This window comes from Pseudomonas sp. SDO524_S393, from assembly GCF_054071875.1.
This window is the reverse complement of sequence record NZ_JBSVVZ010000017.1, coordinates 43,434-58,593: the sequence shown is the minus strand read 5'-3', so window position 1 is coordinate 58,593 and position 15,160 is coordinate 43,434. Positions and strand designations below refer to the sequence as shown.

The 15,160-nt window shown below is 57.5% G+C and carries 14 protein-coding genes and 2 tRNA genes; 13 read left to right on the top strand and 3 right to left on the bottom strand.

The window, feature by feature from the left end; genetic code table 11:
- Positions 1 to 27 precede the first annotated feature (27 nt).
- Positions 28 to 438 (top strand): PA0061/PA0062 family lipoprotein, encoded by a 411-nt coding sequence (locus tag ACW9IB_RS10090; RefSeq protein ID WP_457367922.1) that lies wholly within the window; start codon positions 28 to 30, stop codon positions 436 to 438.
- On the opposite strand, the gene ACW9IB_RS10085 is transcribed toward ACW9IB_RS10090, so the two are convergent.
- Entirely contained in the window at positions 435 to 596 is a 162-nt protein-coding gene (locus ACW9IB_RS10085) for a hypothetical protein (RefSeq protein WP_457367921.1), read from the bottom strand. The genes ACW9IB_RS10090 and ACW9IB_RS10085 overlap by 4 nt on opposite strands.
- Before the next feature lie 190 nt (positions 597 to 786).
- Between ACW9IB_RS10085 and ACW9IB_RS10080 the strand changes: the two genes are divergently transcribed.
- The gene (locus ACW9IB_RS10080) at positions 787 to 1,449 is read left to right on the top strand and encodes a peptidase C39 family protein (protein ID WP_457413468.1); all 663 of its coding nucleotides are present in this window, start codon (positions 787 to 789) and stop codon (positions 1,447 to 1,449) included.
- A gap of 58 nt (positions 1,450 to 1,507) precedes the next feature.
- On the opposite strand, the gene pbpG is transcribed toward ACW9IB_RS10080, so the two are convergent.
- Positions 1,508 to 2,431, bottom strand: a complete 924-nt coding sequence (pbpG, locus tag ACW9IB_RS10075) for a D-alanyl-D-alanine endopeptidase (protein WP_457367919.1) — start codon at positions 2,429 to 2,431, stop codon at positions 1,508 to 1,510.
- 325 nt (positions 2,432 to 2,756) lie between these two features.
- Between pbpG and ACW9IB_RS10070 the strand changes: the two genes are divergently transcribed.
- Together ACW9IB_RS10070 and ACW9IB_RS10065 are read left to right on the top strand one after the other, a co-directional pair.
- Complete coding sequence (locus tag ACW9IB_RS10070) at positions 2,757 to 3,224, top strand: Panacea domain-containing protein (RefSeq protein ID WP_457367918.1); 468 nt, start codon at positions 2,757 to 2,759, stop codon at positions 3,222 to 3,224.
- Between the two features lie 26 nt (positions 3,225 to 3,250).
- Positions 3,251 to 3,685, top strand: a complete 435-nt coding sequence (locus ACW9IB_RS10065) for a hypothetical protein (protein WP_457413466.1) — start codon at positions 3,251 to 3,253, stop codon at positions 3,683 to 3,685.
- Positions 3,686 to 3,727: 42 nt separating this feature from the next.
- Here the strand turns inward: ACW9IB_RS10065 and folD are convergent, their stop codons facing one another.
- Positions 3,728 to 4,582 (bottom strand): bifunctional methylenetetrahydrofolate dehydrogenase/methenyltetrahydrofolate cyclohydrolase FolD, encoded by an 855-nt coding sequence (gene folD / locus ACW9IB_RS10060; protein ID WP_457367916.1) that lies wholly within the window; start codon positions 4,580 to 4,582, stop codon positions 3,728 to 3,730.
- A gap of 275 nt (positions 4,583 to 4,857) precedes the next feature.
- Here folD and ACW9IB_RS10055 point away from each other — a divergent pair.
- The 9 genes from ACW9IB_RS10055 (at position 4,858) to ACW9IB_RS10015 (ending at position 14,926) form a co-directional block, all read left to right on the top strand.
- Positions 4,858 to 4,934: transfer RNA gene (locus tag ACW9IB_RS10055), tRNA-Arg, on the top strand.
- A 32-nt stretch (positions 4,935 to 4,966) separates the two neighbouring features.
- Positions 4,967 to 5,042: transfer RNA gene (locus ACW9IB_RS10050), tRNA-His, on the top strand.
- A 398-nt stretch (positions 5,043 to 5,440) separates the two neighbouring features.
- Complete coding sequence (gene tig, locus ACW9IB_RS10045; protein WP_457413464.1) at positions 5,441 to 6,751, top strand: trigger factor; 1,311 nt, start codon at positions 5,441 to 5,443, stop codon at positions 6,749 to 6,751.
- A gap of 91 nt (positions 6,752 to 6,842) precedes the next feature.
- Positions 6,843 to 7,478: an ATP-dependent Clp endopeptidase proteolytic subunit ClpP gene (clpP, locus tag ACW9IB_RS10040; protein ID WP_016974096.1), complete on the top strand. Its 636-nt coding sequence runs from the start codon at positions 6,843 to 6,845 to the stop codon at positions 7,476 to 7,478.
- 112 nt (positions 7,479 to 7,590) lie between these two features.
- Positions 7,591 to 8,874: an ATP-dependent Clp protease ATP-binding subunit ClpX gene (gene clpX, locus ACW9IB_RS10035; RefSeq protein WP_457366971.1), complete on the top strand. Its 1,284-nt coding sequence runs from the start codon at positions 7,591 to 7,593 to the stop codon at positions 8,872 to 8,874.
- Positions 8,875 to 9,048: 174 nt separating this feature from the next.
- Positions 9,049 to 11,445: an endopeptidase La gene (gene lon / locus ACW9IB_RS10030; RefSeq protein WP_457413462.1), complete on the top strand. Its 2,397-nt coding sequence runs from the start codon at positions 9,049 to 9,051 to the stop codon at positions 11,443 to 11,445.
- A 148-nt stretch (positions 11,446 to 11,593) separates the two neighbouring features.
- The gene (locus ACW9IB_RS10025; protein ID WP_105695716.1) at positions 11,594 to 11,866 is read left to right on the top strand and encodes an HU family DNA-binding protein; all 273 of its coding nucleotides are present in this window, start codon (positions 11,594 to 11,596) and stop codon (positions 11,864 to 11,866) included.
- A 232-nt stretch (positions 11,867 to 12,098) separates the two neighbouring features.
- Positions 12,099 to 13,973, top strand: a complete 1,875-nt coding sequence (locus ACW9IB_RS10020) for a SurA N-terminal domain-containing protein (protein ID WP_457413461.1) — start codon at positions 12,099 to 12,101, stop codon at positions 13,971 to 13,973.
- Positions 13,974 to 14,143: 170 nt separating this feature from the next.
- Positions 14,144 to 14,926: a DUF2242 domain-containing protein gene (locus ACW9IB_RS10015; protein ID WP_457366968.1), complete on the top strand. Its 783-nt coding sequence runs from the start codon at positions 14,144 to 14,146 to the stop codon at positions 14,924 to 14,926.
- Positions 14,927 to 15,160 lie beyond the last annotated feature (234 nt).

Here is a 15,160-nt window from a genome sequence, read left to right as displayed (position 1 = left end):
TTATCGATGTCCTTTTGGAGCCCTGCCATGTCACTTAAACCTTTGTTGTTGATCCCCGCCCTGGGTGCTGTTTTGCTGCTGTCGGCCTGTGCCGGCCCAATCCCCAAGGCGGATCCGAGCGAGGCCTGGATCGGCCTGAAAGAAGAAGCACCGAACGACCTGATGGCGGAGCGTGTGGATGGCAAGCGCGTGGATGACGGACGTTTCTTCGAGGTGACCCCGGGTGATCACAGCCTGGATGTGACGCTGTTCGAGGAGGAGCCCGGCGACGACAACCAGCAGGACTGCCAGGGGCGTGTCGAGTACAAGCACTTCAAGGCGGGTGAGCATTACACCCTGGTGGAGTCCAGCCTGGGTACCACCGTGCGCGCCTCGCTAAAAGACGGTCACGGCAAGGAAGTGGCGGCGACTCAAGACTTCAGTTGTATGCCGGGCTAAGCGTGGTGCGCCGCCGCTTTATGGGGTTTGGCGCGAACCGCAGGTTTGACGTGGGGGTGGTGGTGCCGACGGGTGATGCGCAACACCCCCCACAACATGGCGCCGGCTACCGCCAGCCAACCGCAGACCAACAGGAAAATCGTTGTTGCAAGGCTCATTCGGGCCTCCTTTCGCCCCGTACGGGGCACACACAGTCTTCTCAATGGACAGTCTAGCTACCTGACGGTTGCGTGCTATTGACCAATGGTCGAGTCCGTCCAACTTCTTTGCTATATCCGCACCCGTTGTATCAACACGATTGGGCTATGATCGTGGCCCTTACCGGCAGTTGATCAAGAGGGTAGAAAATTGCGGTTACGGTCGAACCTTAAAACATCCGTGTTGCTGGCCTGTGCCTTGGGCCTGGTCGCGTGCTCCGGGGCCCCGTCGAAGCTGCCTGGCTTGCCGGAGCGTGTCGAGCTCAATGGCGTGCCGACCTTTCGCAGTGAGGCGTATCAGAGCGGTCCTGCGGCTTTGGCCAGCATGCTGTCGCAACAAGGCATTGTGATGACACCGGGTCTGCTGGATAAACCTTTGCGCTTGCCGGGCGCCGAGGCGGACCTTGAACGCAATATGCAGGTGTTGGCGCGTGAGTACGGGTTGATGGTGTACCCATTGGATACCCGGTTGACAGCGGTGCTGGCACAAGTGGCGGCGGGGTATCCGGTGATGGCGCGGATCAATTCGAGCTTCTGGTCGGGGCCGCGGTATGTGGTGGTGGTCGGCTTCAACCAGCAGAAGAGCACCCTGGTGTTGCGCTCGGGACTGGACCGGCGGTTACTGATGGGGTTCAGCGATTTCGAATCGGCGTGGAAGAGCGCCGGACAGTGGGCAATCCTGACTCAGCGTCCGAGCCAGTTGCCGGCGAATGTGGATGCGCAGCGCTGGCGCGAGGCGGCGAATGCGACGGCCCAGGCCGGCCAGGAGCAGGCGGCGGCGCAGGCCCTGAAAGTGTTGGCGGAGAAAAAGTAAAAAAGAACACTGCAAACCCCTGTGGGAGCGGGCTTGCATTCACAAAGGCATGGCGTGTTTAGCGGCGCACTTCGGCGGCGGTCGGGCGGTTCTTCAGGTTCTTGTCGGCCTTGTAGCGCAGAGCGACGTCAGGCACCGAGCCGCTCTTGCCGGTCTCGACCCAGTTGCGGATACGACCGGCATCGGCGAAATGGGTGAACTTGCCGAAGGCGTCCAGGATAACCAGTGACACCGGGCGATTACCCATGCTGGTGACCAGCACCAGGCAGTGTCCGGCCTGGTTGGTGAATCCGGTCTTGGTCAGCTTGATGTCCCAATTGGCGCGATTGATCAGGTGGTCGGTGTTGGAGAAACCCAGGGTGTAGTTGGGTTTACGGAACGCGACGGTCTTTTCCTTGGTGGTGCTCAGTTGGCTGAGCATCGGGTAGTGGCGCGCGGCGGCCAGCAGCTTGCTCAGATCACGGGCGGTGGACACGTTGTGGATCGACAGGCCGGTGGGTTCGACATAGTGGGTGCTGGTCATGCCCAGCGCCTTGGCCTTGGCGTTCATGGCGGCAATAAACGCTGGATAGCCACCTGGGTAGTGATGGGCCAGGCTGGCGGCGGCGCGGTTTTCCGAGGACATCAGGGCGATCAGCAGCATCTCTTTGCGCGGCATTTCGCTGCCGATTTTCACGCGGGAAAACACGCCTTTCATTTCCGGCGTGTCCTTGATGTTGATGTCGATGTATTCATCCATGTTCTGCTTGGCGTCCAGCACGACCAGGCCCGTCATCAACTTGCTCACCGAAGCGATGGGCACCACCACGTCGGGGTTGCTCGAATAAATGACCTTGTTGGTCTGCAGGTCCACCAGCATGGCACTGCCGGAAGCAATTTGCAGTTTGGAAGTATCACGCGGGGCCAAAGTGGTTTCGGCGGCGTGTGCGAAAGTGCCTGTAAGTGCAAAAAATAGGCTGACAATAGAGAGACGAATTTTCACGCGGGTGAACTCGCTAAAAAAGTAAGGAAATACCGTCCGGGAACGGCTTTTTGATAAATGCCGTTACATTTTAGGAGTATGGATCAGAAAGCGATAGAGAGCCTTTAAATAAAGGCGGTAAGACGATGATTGGTGAGGCTTGTATCGACGAAGTTTGGGGTTGGCGCTTCGAATCGGCTGTGGTTGATCGGGATTGTCGAAAGGTTTTAAGGGCGTCTGTGTTTAGGGTCAGCAGCGTGTCAACATTGGATTGACACGCTATCTTGACTTCGAGAGACTCGCACCTCATTTTCCAGGACTGGTAATTTATACAGGAGGGTAACCGATGAGAGATGCTCGCGCCGTCGCCCAGCAGATCCTGAATGAATGCTGGGCTGCTGGAATAACGGCTGTCACGCCCATGCAGTTGTTGAAGCTTGTGTACATCGCACAGGGTTACATGCTGGCGAGAAATGACGCCCCATTGATAAAAGAACCTGTTGAAGCGTGGCAATACGGCCCGGTGATACGGAGTGTCTATCAGGCTGTCAGGGACTTTCGCTCCGCTCCCGTGACGCATGTCCCCTATGCTCCAACCGAGCAGTTTCTGCCTCAGGAAGTTGCGGTAATGAGAGAGGTTGCGCAAGTTTATGGCGGTGCGGACGGGGTGAAGCTATCCGCCGCCACACACCAACCGGGTACACCCTGGAGCGTTGCCTGGACAACCTCTGGCATGAACTCGATCATTCCCAATGAGAGCATCAAGAATTTTTACCGCTACATCCTGAGCCAGCCTTCTCATTCAATGTTATGACAAGGCAAGTCGAGGGGGCGCCACCATTGATCACGCCAACCAGTGTATTTGACGCACCCACCCCGGTTGACGGGTCACCACTTCGTGATGTGTTTGATCGGGAGAAGCTTGCGTTTGAACGCAACAACCTGGATCAGGACCAGCGCCGCCGACACGACAATGATATTCACGGGTTGCGCAAATGGCATGCCTGGCTGTTGTTTGGGTTGACGGTCGGATGGATCGTATTTCTGTGGGTCGCATTGCTTCTGGACGGGTTTGGACAGTGGTTCTTTCCAATCCCGGAAAGCTACAGATACATAAAATTCAACGTGTCGGATGCGGTCATGATCGCGTTCATGACCTCTACCACGACCACGGTGCTTGGTTTGTACGGCATCGCAGCCTATTGGCTGTACGGACGAGCAAAGTCGGGCGACGCGAAGACACCCCTCAAGAAAGATAAAAAGCCTGGACAATAAAAAGCCCCGCGATAAGGCGGGGCTTTTCAGTATGGCCGGTTATCAGCCGTGCAGGGTTTCTGCGGCGTACAGGGTGTTTTCCAGCAGGCAGGCGCGGGTCATCGGGCCGACGCCGCCAGGTACCGGGGTGATCCAGCCGGCGCGGGGCAGGGCGGTTTCGTACACCACGTCGCCGACCAGCTTGCCATCGTCCTGGCGGTTGATGCCCACGTCGATGACAATCGCGCCTTCCTTGATCCACTCGCCCTTGACCAGCCCCGGCTTGCCGGCGGCGACCACCACCAGATCGGCGCGGCCAACGTGGCCGGCGAGGTCCTTGGTGAAACGGTGGGTGACGGTCACGGTGCAACCCGCCAGCAGCAATTCCATGGCCATGGGACGGCCAACGATGTTGGAGGCGCCAACGACCACGGCATCGAGGCCGTACAGATCGACCCCGGTGCTTTCCAGCAGGGTCATGATGCCTTTCGGGGTGCATGGGCGCAGCAGCGGGATACGCTGGGCCAGGCGGCCGACGTTGTAAGGATGGAAACCGTCGACGTCTTTGTCGGGACGAATGCGCTCCAACAGTTTGGAAGCGTCCAGGTGCTCGGGCAGCGGCAGTTGGAGCAGGATGCCGTCGATGTTCGGGTCATCGTTGAGGCCGTCGATCAGCTCGGTGAGGGCCTGCTGGGTGGTGTCGCAAGGCAGGTCGTAGGCCTTGGAGATAAAGCCGACCTCTTCACAGTCTTTACGCTTGTGCGAGACATAAACCTGAGAGGCAGGATCGCTGCCGACCAGGATCACCGCGAGGCCCGGGGTGCGCAGGCCTTGCTGGCGGCGCTCGGTGACTCGTTGGGCGATCTGCTGGCGCAGGCTGGCGGCGATTGATTTGCCGTCGATAAGTTGTGCAGTCATTACGCGTGATTAACCATCGAGAGGGGGAAGAAAAGTGCGCGCATTCTCGCACGCCAAGGCGTGAGGGCAAAGGCGCTTGGTCTGCAAATTGCCCTAACCCCTTAAATAAAATCAGTTTTTTTCAAAAAAGATTTGACGGCTTTCGAGGCCGTCTATACTATTCGTCGCACTTGTCGGGCACAGCCTAGCACTGGTTAAGAAGGTCGAGCGGAATTGTTGTTCTGCAAGGCTGGAAGCACTTAGTTTGTAATCCTCCAAGAGTACAGATTAATAAGGCGCCCGTAGCTCAGCTGGATAGAGCATCCGCCTTCTAAGCGGATGGTCGCAGGTTCGAGTCCTGCCGGGTGCGCCATTAGGCAGCTTTGGCACAAGTAGCGCAATATGGTGGGCGTAGCTCAGTTGGTAGAGCACAGGATTGTGACTCCTGTTGTCGTGGGTTCGATCCCCATCGTCCACCCCATATTCGAAAGGCGCCAGATTTAACAGTCTGGCGCCTTTTTTGGTTTCAGGGGTTCAAAGGTTCGGCAGCGCCGGTCGTGGGCTGCAACGGCAGGGCGTTTCGTCGTATTTGTGTGTCTCGATGATGCGTGTTGTCTGCTCGTCCCGCTTGAGGGGGGAGCTGTCAGGGAGATGAATGACGACTTCTTCTATATATAGAAGGGGCGGCGCAGAGCCCTGGCGTGATTGGCTGTATTTGTCAGCGGGGCGGGGCGCAGCAGTGCCTTCGCACCGATAACTTGCCGGCTGTTTTCGGGCGTATTTTCAGTAGGGTGACTTCTTGAGTTTGACCCACTAGAATGCATGCCCTTGATTGGGGTCGGAAATGGCCGGCTAACGTCTGTGCAACGAGGAATATCCATGCAAGTTTCTGTTGAAAATACTACTGCTCTCGAGCGCCGCCTGAGCATCACCGTGCCGGCAGAACGTATCGAGACTGCGGTCAACAAGCGTCTGCAGCAGACTGCCCAGAAGGCCAAGATCGCTGGTTTCCGTCCAGGCAAAGTGCCAATGAGCGTGATTCGTCAGCGTTATGAAGCTGATGCGCGTCAGGATGCGGTAGGTGATGTCATTCAAGCTTCCTTCTACGAAGCCGTGGTTGAGCAGAAGCTGAACCCGGCCGGCGCTCCTTCGGTTGAGCCGAAAGTGCTGGAAAAAGGCAAGGACCTGGAATACGTCGCTACTTTCGAAGTGTTCCCTGAGTTCACCGTTGCCGGTTTCGACTCCATCGCCGTTGAGCGCCTGAGCGCTGACGTGGCGGACAGCGACCTGGACAACATGCTGGAAATCCTGCGCAAGCAGAACACCCGTTTCGAAGTGGCCGAGCGTGCTGCCCAGAACGAAGACCAGCTGAATATCGATTTCGTTGGCAAGGTTGACGGCGAAGCGTTCGCTGGCGGCTCCGCCAAGGGCACTCAGCTGGTGCTGGGTTCCAACCGCATGATCCCTGGCTTCGAAGACGGCCTGGTTGGCGCCAAGGCGGGTGAAGAGCGCGTTCTGAACCTGACTTTCCCGGCTGACTACCAGAACCTGGACCTGGCTGGCAAAACCGCCGAGTTCACCGTGACCGTCAACAGCGTTTCCGAGCCCAAGCTGCCAGAGCTGAACGAAGAGTTCTTCGCTCAATTCGGTATCAAGGAAACCGGCATCGAAGGCTTCCGTACCGAAGTTCGCAAGAACATGGAGCGCGAGCTGCGTCAGGCTATCAAATCCAAGGTCAAGAACCAGGTGATGGACGGTCTGGTGGCCGCCAATCCGATCGAGGTGCCCAAGACCCTGCTGTCCAACGAAGTGGATCGCCTGCGCGTGCAAGCGGTTCAACAGTTCGGTGGCAACATCAAGCCTGACCAACTGCCGGCCGAGCTGTTCGAAGAGCAAGCCAAGCGCCGCGTCGTGCTGGGTCTGATCGTCGGTGAAGTGGTCAAGCAGTTCGAGCTCAAGCCTGACGAAGACCAGGTTCGCAAGATGATCCAGGAAATGGCTTCGGCCTACCAGGAGCCTGAGCAAGTTGTGGCCTGGTACTACAAGAACGACCAGCAATTGAACGAAGTGCGTTCGGTTGTGCTGGAAGAGCAAGTTGTGGATACTGTTCTGCAGAAGGCTAAGGTGACCGATAAAGCGGTCTCTTACGAAGAAGCAGTCAAGCCGGCGGAAGCAGCACAAGCCGACTGATTGTCCAACTCGTTGGAAATACAACCATAAGCCAGCCTCGCGCTGGCTTATGCGTTTTCAAGACATGACTATTTGGGAGTAACTGCAGAGCATGTTCCGTAATTCCTATATTCAGCAGAACTCTGATATCCAGGCCGCTGGCGGTTTGGTCCCGATGGTTGTCGAGCAGTCCGCTCGTGGCGAACGCGCCTACGACATCTACTCGCGCCTGCTCAAGGAGCGAGTGATCTTTCTGGTGGGGCCTGTCGAGGACTACATGGCCAACCTGATTTGTGCGCAACTGCTGTTCCTTGAAGCGGAAAACCCGGACAAGGACATCCATCTCTACATCAACTCGCCGGGCGGTTCGGTCACTGCGGGCATGTCGATCTACGACACCATGCAGTTCATCAAGCCGAACGTCTCGACCACCTGCATTGGCCAGGCCTGCAGCATGGGCGCTTTCCTGCTGACGGCCGGTGCCGAAGGCAAGCGTTTCTGCCTGCCGAACTCGCGCGTGATGATTCACCAGCCATTGGGCGGTTTCCAGGGCCAGGCTTCGGATATCGAAATCCATGCCAAGGAAATCCTGTTCATCCGTGAGCGTCTCAACACGCTGATGGCCAAGCACAGCGGGCGTACCCTTGAAGAAATCGAGCGCGATACCAACCGCGACAACTTCATGAGCGCCGAAGCTGCGCGTGAATACGGGCTGATCGATGCAGTGATCGACAAGCGCCCCGCTTAATATAAGCCGCTCAAAATAGGGCGGGTCGGCACGTCCGACCATTGGCGGGCTTGAAAATGCCCGCATAAGCCTTCATCTTGTGTTGCAAGCCTATCGGATTTGGATCGAACGAATGACTGACACCCGCAACGGCGAGGACAACGGCAAGCTGCTCTATTGCTCCTTCTGTGGCAAAAGCCAGCATGAAGTACGCAAATTGATTGCCGGCCCCTCGGTCTTTATCTGCGACGAGTGCGTCGACCTGTGCAATGACATCATCCGTGAGGAGGTGCAGGAAGCCCAGGCCGAGAGCAGCGCGCATAAATTGCCTTCGCCTAAAGAAATCAGCGGCATCCTTGATCAGTATGTGATTGGTCAAGAGCGTGCAAAGAAGGTTCTGGCGGTAGCGGTATATAACCACTACAAGCGTTTGAACCAGCGTGACAAGAAAGGTGAGGAAGTAGAGCTCGGCAAGAGCAACATCTTGCTGATCGGTCCTACAGGCTCGGGTAAGACCCTGCTTGCGGAAACCCTCGCTCGCCTGCTGAATGTTCCGTTCACCATCGCCGACGCCACCACCCTCACCGAGGCGGGTTACGTAGGTGAAGATGTCGAGAACATCATTCAGAAATTGCTGCAGAAATGCGATTACGACGTAGAGAAGGCCCAGATGGGTATTGTCTACATCGATGAAATCGACAAGATCTCGCGCAAGTCCGACAACCCGTCGATCACCCGGGACGTTTCCGGTGAAGGCGTGCAGCAGGCCTTGTTGAAACTGATCGAAGGCACGGTTGCTTCCGTACCGCCACAGGGCGGCCGCAAGCACCCGCAGCAGGAATTCCTTCAGGTTGATACGCGCAACATCCTGTTCATCTGCGGTGGTGCATTCTCCGGTCTGGAAAAGGTCATTCAAAACCGTTCCACCCGTGGCGGCATTGGCTTCAGTGCAGAAGTGCGCAGCAAGGAAGAAGGCAAGAAGGTGGGCGAGTCCCTGCGTGAAGTCGAGCCTGACGATCTGGTCAAGTTCGGCCTGATCCCTGAATTCGTCGGTCGTCTGCCGGTGCTGGCCACCCTGGACGAGTTGGACGAGGCGGCGCTGATTCAGATCCTGACCGAGCCGAAGAACGCGCTGACCAAGCAATACGGCAAGCTCTTCGAGATGGAAGGTGTGGACCTCGAGTTCCGTACCGACGCTCTCAAGGCGGTTGCCAAGCGTGCGCTGGAGCGCAAGACCGGTGCACGGGGCCTGCGTTCGATCCTCGAAGGCGTCCTGCTCGATACCATGTACGAAATCCCGTCGCAGACCGATGTGAGTAAGGTGGTCATCGACGAAAGCGTGATCGAAGGCAAGTCCAAGCCACTGTTCATTTACGAAAACAGTGAGCCGACTGCCAAGGCGGCACCCGACGCGTAAGCGTTGTGCCGTTACGTTGCAAACAAGGGGCCTTTACGGGCCCCTTTGTTTTTGTGGGGATTTTTGCTGTAGGAAGTTTCATGCGTTTAACTGCTGGCAATAAGCTTGTTTTTTTTGCATGCAGCCCCCATCTTGGTTTCATGCTTACTTTTCAACTGTCATAGAGGCGAAATCATGAAGACCACCATCGAATTGCCTCTCCTGCCGTTGCGTGATGTCGTCGTCTATCCGCACATGGTTATCCCGCTGTTCGTGGGGCGCGAGAAGTCTATCGAAGCCCTCGAGGCCGCGATGACGGGCGACAAGCAGATCCTGCTGTTGGCCCAGAGAAATCCTGCTGATGACGACCCGGGTGAAGATGCCCTGTATCGTGTCGGTACCGTTGCGACTGTTCTGCAATTGCTCAAGCTGCCCGATGGCACCGTCAAGGTGCTGGTGGAAGGCGAGCAGCGCGGTGCGGTCGAGCGTTTCATGGAGGTGGATGGCCACCTGCGTGCCGAAGTGGCGCTGATCGACGAAGTCGAAGCCCCTGAACGTGAGTCCGAAGTGTTCGTACGCAGCCTGCTCTCGCAGTTCGAGCAGTATGTGCAGTTGGGCAAGAAAGTCCCGGCTGAAGTCCTGTCTTCCCTCAACAGTATCGATGAGCCCAGCCGCCTGGTGGATACCATGGCCGCGCACATGGCGCTGAAAATCGAGCAGAAGCAAGACATCCTTGAAATCATCGATCTGTCGGCCCGTGTTGAGCATGTGCTGGCATTGCTGGATGCCGAAATCGACCTGTTGCAGGTCGAGAAGCGCATTCGTGGTCGTGTGAAGAAACAAATGGAGCGCAGTCAACGCGAGTACTATTTGAATGAGCAGATGAAGGCCATTCAGAAAGAACTCGGCGACAGCGAAGAAGGCCACAACGAAATCGAGGAGCTGAAAAAGCGCATCGATGCTGCTGGCCTGCCGACAGATGCCCTGACCAAAGCCACCGCAGAGCTGAACAAGCTCAAGCAGATGTCGCCGATGTCGGCTGAAGCCACCGTGGTGCGTTCCTACATCGACTGGCTGGTGCAGGTGCCGTGGAAGGCCCAGACCAAGGTTCGTCTGGACCTGTCCCGCGCCGAAGACATTCTGGATGCCGACCACTACGGCCTGGAGGAGGTGAAGGAGCGCATCCTTGAATACCTCGCCGTGCAAAAGCGTGTGAAGAAAATTCGCGGTCCGGTGTTGTGCCTGGTCGGTCCTCCGGGCGTCGGTAAAACGTCCCTGGCCGAGTCCATCGCCAATGCCACCAACCGCAAGTTCGTGCGCATGGCCCTCGGTGGCGTACGTGACGAGGCTGAAATCCGTGGTCATCGCCGTACTTATATCGGTTCGATGCCTGGAAGATTGATTCAAAAGATGACAAAGGTCGGCGTGCGCAACCCGCTGTTCCTGCTTGATGAAATCGACAAGATGGGCAGTGACATGCGTGGCGATCCGGCGTCGGCTTTGCTGGAAGTGCTCGACCCCGAACAGAACCACAATTTCAACGACCATTACCTGGAAGTCGACTACGACCTGTCCGACGTAATGTTCCTGTGCACCTCCAACTCCATGAACATTCCGCCAGCATTGCTGGACCGGATGGAGGTGATTCGTCTGCCGGGTTACACCGAAGACGAGAAGATCAACATTGCCGTCAAATACCTCGCGCCCAAGCAGATTTCGGCCAATGGCCTGAAAAAGGGCGAGATCGAATTCGAGGTCGAGGCGATCCGCGACATCATCCGTTACTACACCCGCGAGGCCGGTGTACGAGGCCTGGAGCGCCAGATTGCAAAGATCTGCCGCAAGGCGGTCAAGGAACATGCGCTGGAAAAACGCTTCTCGGTGAAGGTCACTGCCGACTCCCTGGAGCACTTCCTGGGCGTGCGTAAATTCCGTTATGGCCTGGCTGAGCAGCAGGATCAGGTCGGTCAGGTGACCGGTTTGGCGTGGACCCAAGTGGGCGGCGAATTGCTGACCATCGAGGCTGCCGTGATCCCTGGCAAAGGGCAACTGATCAAGACCGGCTCCCTGGGGGATGTGATGGTCGAATCCATCACCGCCGCACAGACCGTGGTGCGCAGCCGTGCGAAGAGCCTGGGCATTCCCCTGGACTTCCACGAGAAGCGCGACACGCACATCCACATGCCGGAAGGGGCGACCCCGAAGGATGGCCCCAGCGCGGGCGTAGGCATGTGCACGGCCCTGGTGTCGGCATTGACTGGCATTCCTGTGCGCGCCGATGTGGCCATGACCGGTGAAATTACCCTGCGTGGTCAGGTATTGGCTATCGGTGGCTTGAAAGAGAAATTGCTGGCAGCTCATCGGGGTGGAATCAAGACGGTGATCATTCCTGAAGAGAATGTTCGCGACTTGAAGGAAATTCCTGACAATATCAAGCAGGATCTTCAGATTAAACCGGTTAAATGGATTGACGAGGTCCTGCAAATTGCGCTGCAATACGCGCCGGAGCCCTTGCCGGATGTGGCTCCGGAGATAGTTGCCAAGGATGAAAAACGCGAGTCTGACTCCAAGGAAAGAATTAGCACGCATTAATGCGATTAAGCCTGGGGGCTTCCTTGACAGCTTTTTAGAGCCCTTGTTATAAAGCGGCTCTTAAGTGTCTGTAGGCCATTCAGCACTGGTTTTTGCTTTCACCAAAAAACTTAGAATCATACTCAATAGATATATAAGGGGACTTAGAGTGAACAAGTCGGAACTGATTGATGCTATCGCCGCATCCGCTGATATCCCGAAAGCTGCTGCTGGCCGTGCGCTGGACGCAGTAATCGAATCCGTCACTGGCGCTCTGAAGGCCGGCGACTCCGTAGTACTGGTTGGCTTCGGTACTTTCTCTGTGACTGACCGCCCAGCTCGTACTGGCCGCAACCCACAGACTGGCGCAGCCCTGAAAATCGCTGCTGCCAAGAAACCAGGTTTCAAAGCCGGTAAAGCCCTGAAAGAAGCTGTTAACTAAGCTTCGATCTAGCCTTTGCCTACCCGGGTCGGACGCAGGTCTGGCCTGGCAGCGGAGCGGCAGCTGACCCACGTATCCATCGGGTCGCCACGCCGGGGGTGTGGGTTCAAACCCCCGTCCGCTCCGCCAGTTACGAGAAGGCGCATCCTCGGATGCGCCTTTCTTCTATCCGGACTCTACCCACGCTCCACGGTTGCCTAATTCTTGAAGTTCAACCGTTTCTGGGGGACGCATGCTGCAGAATATCAGGGACAATTCACAAGGCTGGATTGCCAAGACCATTATCGGGATCATCGTCGCATTGATGGCGTTCACCGGTATCGAGGCCATTTTCCAGGCCTCGACCAACAACAAGCAGGACGTGGCCAAGGTCAACGGTGAGGAAATCACCCAGACCGAATTGAGCCAGGCCGTCGACATGCAACGCCGCCAGCTGATGCAACAGCTGGGCAAGGATTTCGACGCCTCCCTGCTGGACGAAAAGCTATTGCGCGACGCTGCCCTCAAGGGCCTGATCGACCGCAAGCTGTTGCTGCAAGGTGCCACCGACTCCAAGTTCGGCTTCTCTGAAGCAGCGCTGGACCAGGTGATCCTGCAGACTCCGGAATTCCAGGTGGACGGTAAATTCAGCGCCGAGCGCTTTGACCAGGTGATCCGTCAACTGGGCTACAGCCGTATGCAGTTCCGTCAGATGCTGACCCAGGAAATGCTTATCGGCCAAGTGCGCGCAGGCATCGCCGGCAGTGGTTTCGTGACCGATGCCGAAGTGCTGGCATTTGCCCGTCTGGAAAAACAGACCCGTGATTTCGCCACCGTCAACATCAAGGCCAACCCTGCGGCGGTGAAGCTCACCGACGATGAGGTCAAGGCTTACTACGACCAGCACGCCAAAGAATTCATGACCCCGGATCAGGTGGTCATCGACTATCTGGAATTGAAGAAGTCGTCCTTCTTCGACCAGGTCAACGTGAAAGACGACGAACTGCAGGCTGCTTATCAGAAAGAAACCGCCAACCTTGCAGAACAGCGTCGTGCCGCGCATATCCTGATCGAAGTCAACGACAAGGTCACTGACGCCCAGGCCAAGGCCAAGATCGAAGAGATCCAGGCGCGCCTGGCCAAGGGTGAGAAATTCGAGGCCCTGGCCAAAGAGTTCTCCCAAGACCCGGGTTCGGCCAACAATGGCGGCGACCTCGGTTTTGCTGGCCCGGGTGTTTACGACCCGGACTTCGAAACCGCCCTGTACGCGTTGAACAAGGATCAGGTTTCGGCGCCGGTGCGCAGCGCTTTCGGCTGGCATTTGATCAAGCTGTTGGGGGTTGAAGCACCGCAAGTGCCATCGTTCGCCAGCCTGAAAGACAAGCTGACCCGCGAGCTGAAAACCCAGCAGGTCGAGCAGCGTTATGTCGAAGCGACCAAGCAATTGGAAGATGCGGCGTTCGAAGCCTCCGATCTGGCTCAGCCAGCGTCCGACCTCAAGCTGACCGTGCACACCTCTGCGCCGTTCGGCCGTGAAGGGGGGGAGGGCGTTGCGGCCAACCGTGCCGTGGTCACTGCCGCTTTCAGCCCGGAAGTCCTGGACGAAGGTGCCAACAGCTCCGCCATTGAATTGGACCCGGAAACCATCATCGTGCTGCGTGCCAAAGAGCACCTGAAGCCTGCACAGCTGCCGCTGGAAAGCGTCGCTGCTGCCATTCGCACGCAGATGGCCAAGGAGCGCGCCACTGCGGCCGCCAAGACCCACGCTGACGAGCTGATCGCCAGCCTGCGTGATGGCAAGACGCCGTTGAACCAGCCAGTCGATGGTCAGACCTGGAAGGTCACTGAGGCGGCGACCCGCAACCAGGAAACCGTCGATCCTGCGGTGCTGCAAGCGCTGTTCCGCATGCCCAAGCCTGCGGCCAAGGACAAGCCGACCTTCACCACCGTGACCTTCGCTGACGGTAGCCTGGTGATCCTGCGCTTGAACGGCGTCAATGAAGCCGCCGCCCCATCGGACGAAGAGAAGGCGCAATACCGCCGATTCCTCGCTTCCCGTGTTGGCCAGCAGGACTTCGCGGCGTATCGCAAGCAGCTGGAAACCAAGGCCGACATCAAGAAGTTCTGATGTTGCCTTGAACAAAAGCCCCCGGCCTTGATAGGTGCGGGGGCTTTTTTTTGCCTGACGTTTTTGTGCTGCATCGTGCAAGCTTGTGACGTTTTACCGACAGGAATGCGCGCGCCCGGCCCTCGTTCTGTTGCACAATACCGCCCGGACCGTTTTCCTCAGGATTTTCAATGTCGACATCAATTCACTTGCGCAGCCTCGGGTTGGCGCTGGTGCTGGCGGGCGCCGCGGGCTGCTCGTCACCCAAGACCGCTATTTATGAGCATGAGAATTTCGACGACTCCGGTACGTTTTCCCGTGATTACCCGGTCAGTGATGTGGCCGCTTGCGAATCGGCCCGCCGTGCACTGCTGAGCCAGGGCTACATCATTACCAGCAGCGATCCGAAGCTGGTGGTGGGTAACAAGAGTTTCCAGCAGTCCGGCGAGACGCACTTGCAGATCAGCTTCAACGTGGTGTGCGCGGACGATGGTTCCGGTACCAACCACTCGACCATGTTTGCCAATGCCTTGCAGGACCGCTATGCGCTGAAGAAGGTCAACAACTCCGCCAGCCTCGGCGTGGGTGTGCTGGGCTCGGTGTCGATGCCGATCGGCTCCACTGACGACTCGATGGTGAAGGTGGCCAGCGAGACCGTGACCGCGCCGAAGTTCTACGAACGTTACTTTGCGCTGGTGGACGTATTCCTGCCGCAGGAAGTGAAGAAGGCCGAGCACATTCCCGAGAAACCCAAGGCTGATCTGGGGATGCCGGAACCGAAGGCTGCACCGGCTGCCGAAAAGGTCGAAGCGCCCAAGGCAGAACCGGCGGCTTCGGAGCCGGTAGCGCCGCCGCCGGAGGCCGCACCGATAGCTCCGCAGGCAGAACCCGCACCAGTAGCCCCGGCACCGACCAATCCGGACCTGCCGGCGCCGACCGAAGCGATTCCGCCACTGCCGACACCGGCGCAGTAACAGCACCCCATTCGGAAAATGCAGTGATAAACCCGGCAGCTAAATCAGCACGACGCTGCTACGTTTATTCTTGAAGTGCAGGAACGTCATGACGTAGACATTTTTTCGTCATCACGGCACTTTAGGCTGGGTTTGCAGGTCAGTTGACCTGCACCTGCTTTCAATCCGAAAAGGAGTCCGCCATGGACGATTACCAAGAAGAGCTGCTGGAGTTTCACGCGTTTGAATCGGATC

Coding starts and splice junctions, on each gene's coding strand:
- ACW9IB_RS10090 (WP_457367922.1), top strand. CDS start 28: ATGTCACTTAAACCTTTGTTGTTGATCCCCGCCCTGGGTGCTGTTTTG.
- clpP (WP_016974096.1), top strand. CDS start 6,843: ATGTTCCGTAATTCCTATATTCAGCAGAACTCTGATATCCAGGCCGCT.
- tig (WP_457413464.1), top strand. CDS start 5,441: ATGCAAGTTTCTGTTGAAAATACTACTGCTCTCGAGCGCCGCCTGAGC.
- folD (WP_457367916.1), bottom strand. CDS start 4,582: ATGACTGCACAACTTATCGACGGCAAATCAATCGCCGCCAGCCTGCGC.
- clpX (WP_457366971.1), top strand. CDS start 7,591: ATGACTGACACCCGCAACGGCGAGGACAACGGCAAGCTGCTCTATTGC.
- ACW9IB_RS10020 (WP_457413461.1), top strand. CDS start 12,099: ATGCTGCAGAATATCAGGGACAATTCACAAGGCTGGATTGCCAAGACC.
- ACW9IB_RS10070 (WP_457367918.1), top strand. CDS start 2,757: ATGAGAGATGCTCGCGCCGTCGCCCAGCAGATCCTGAATGAATGCTGG.
- ACW9IB_RS10085 (WP_457367921.1), bottom strand. CDS start 596: ATGAGCCTTGCAACAACGATTTTCCTGTTGGTCTGCGGTTGGCTGGCG.
- lon (WP_457413462.1), top strand. CDS start 9,049: ATGAAGACCACCATCGAATTGCCTCTCCTGCCGTTGCGTGATGTCGTC.
- ACW9IB_RS10015 (WP_457366968.1), top strand. CDS start 14,144: ATGTCGACATCAATTCACTTGCGCAGCCTCGGGTTGGCGCTGGTGCTG.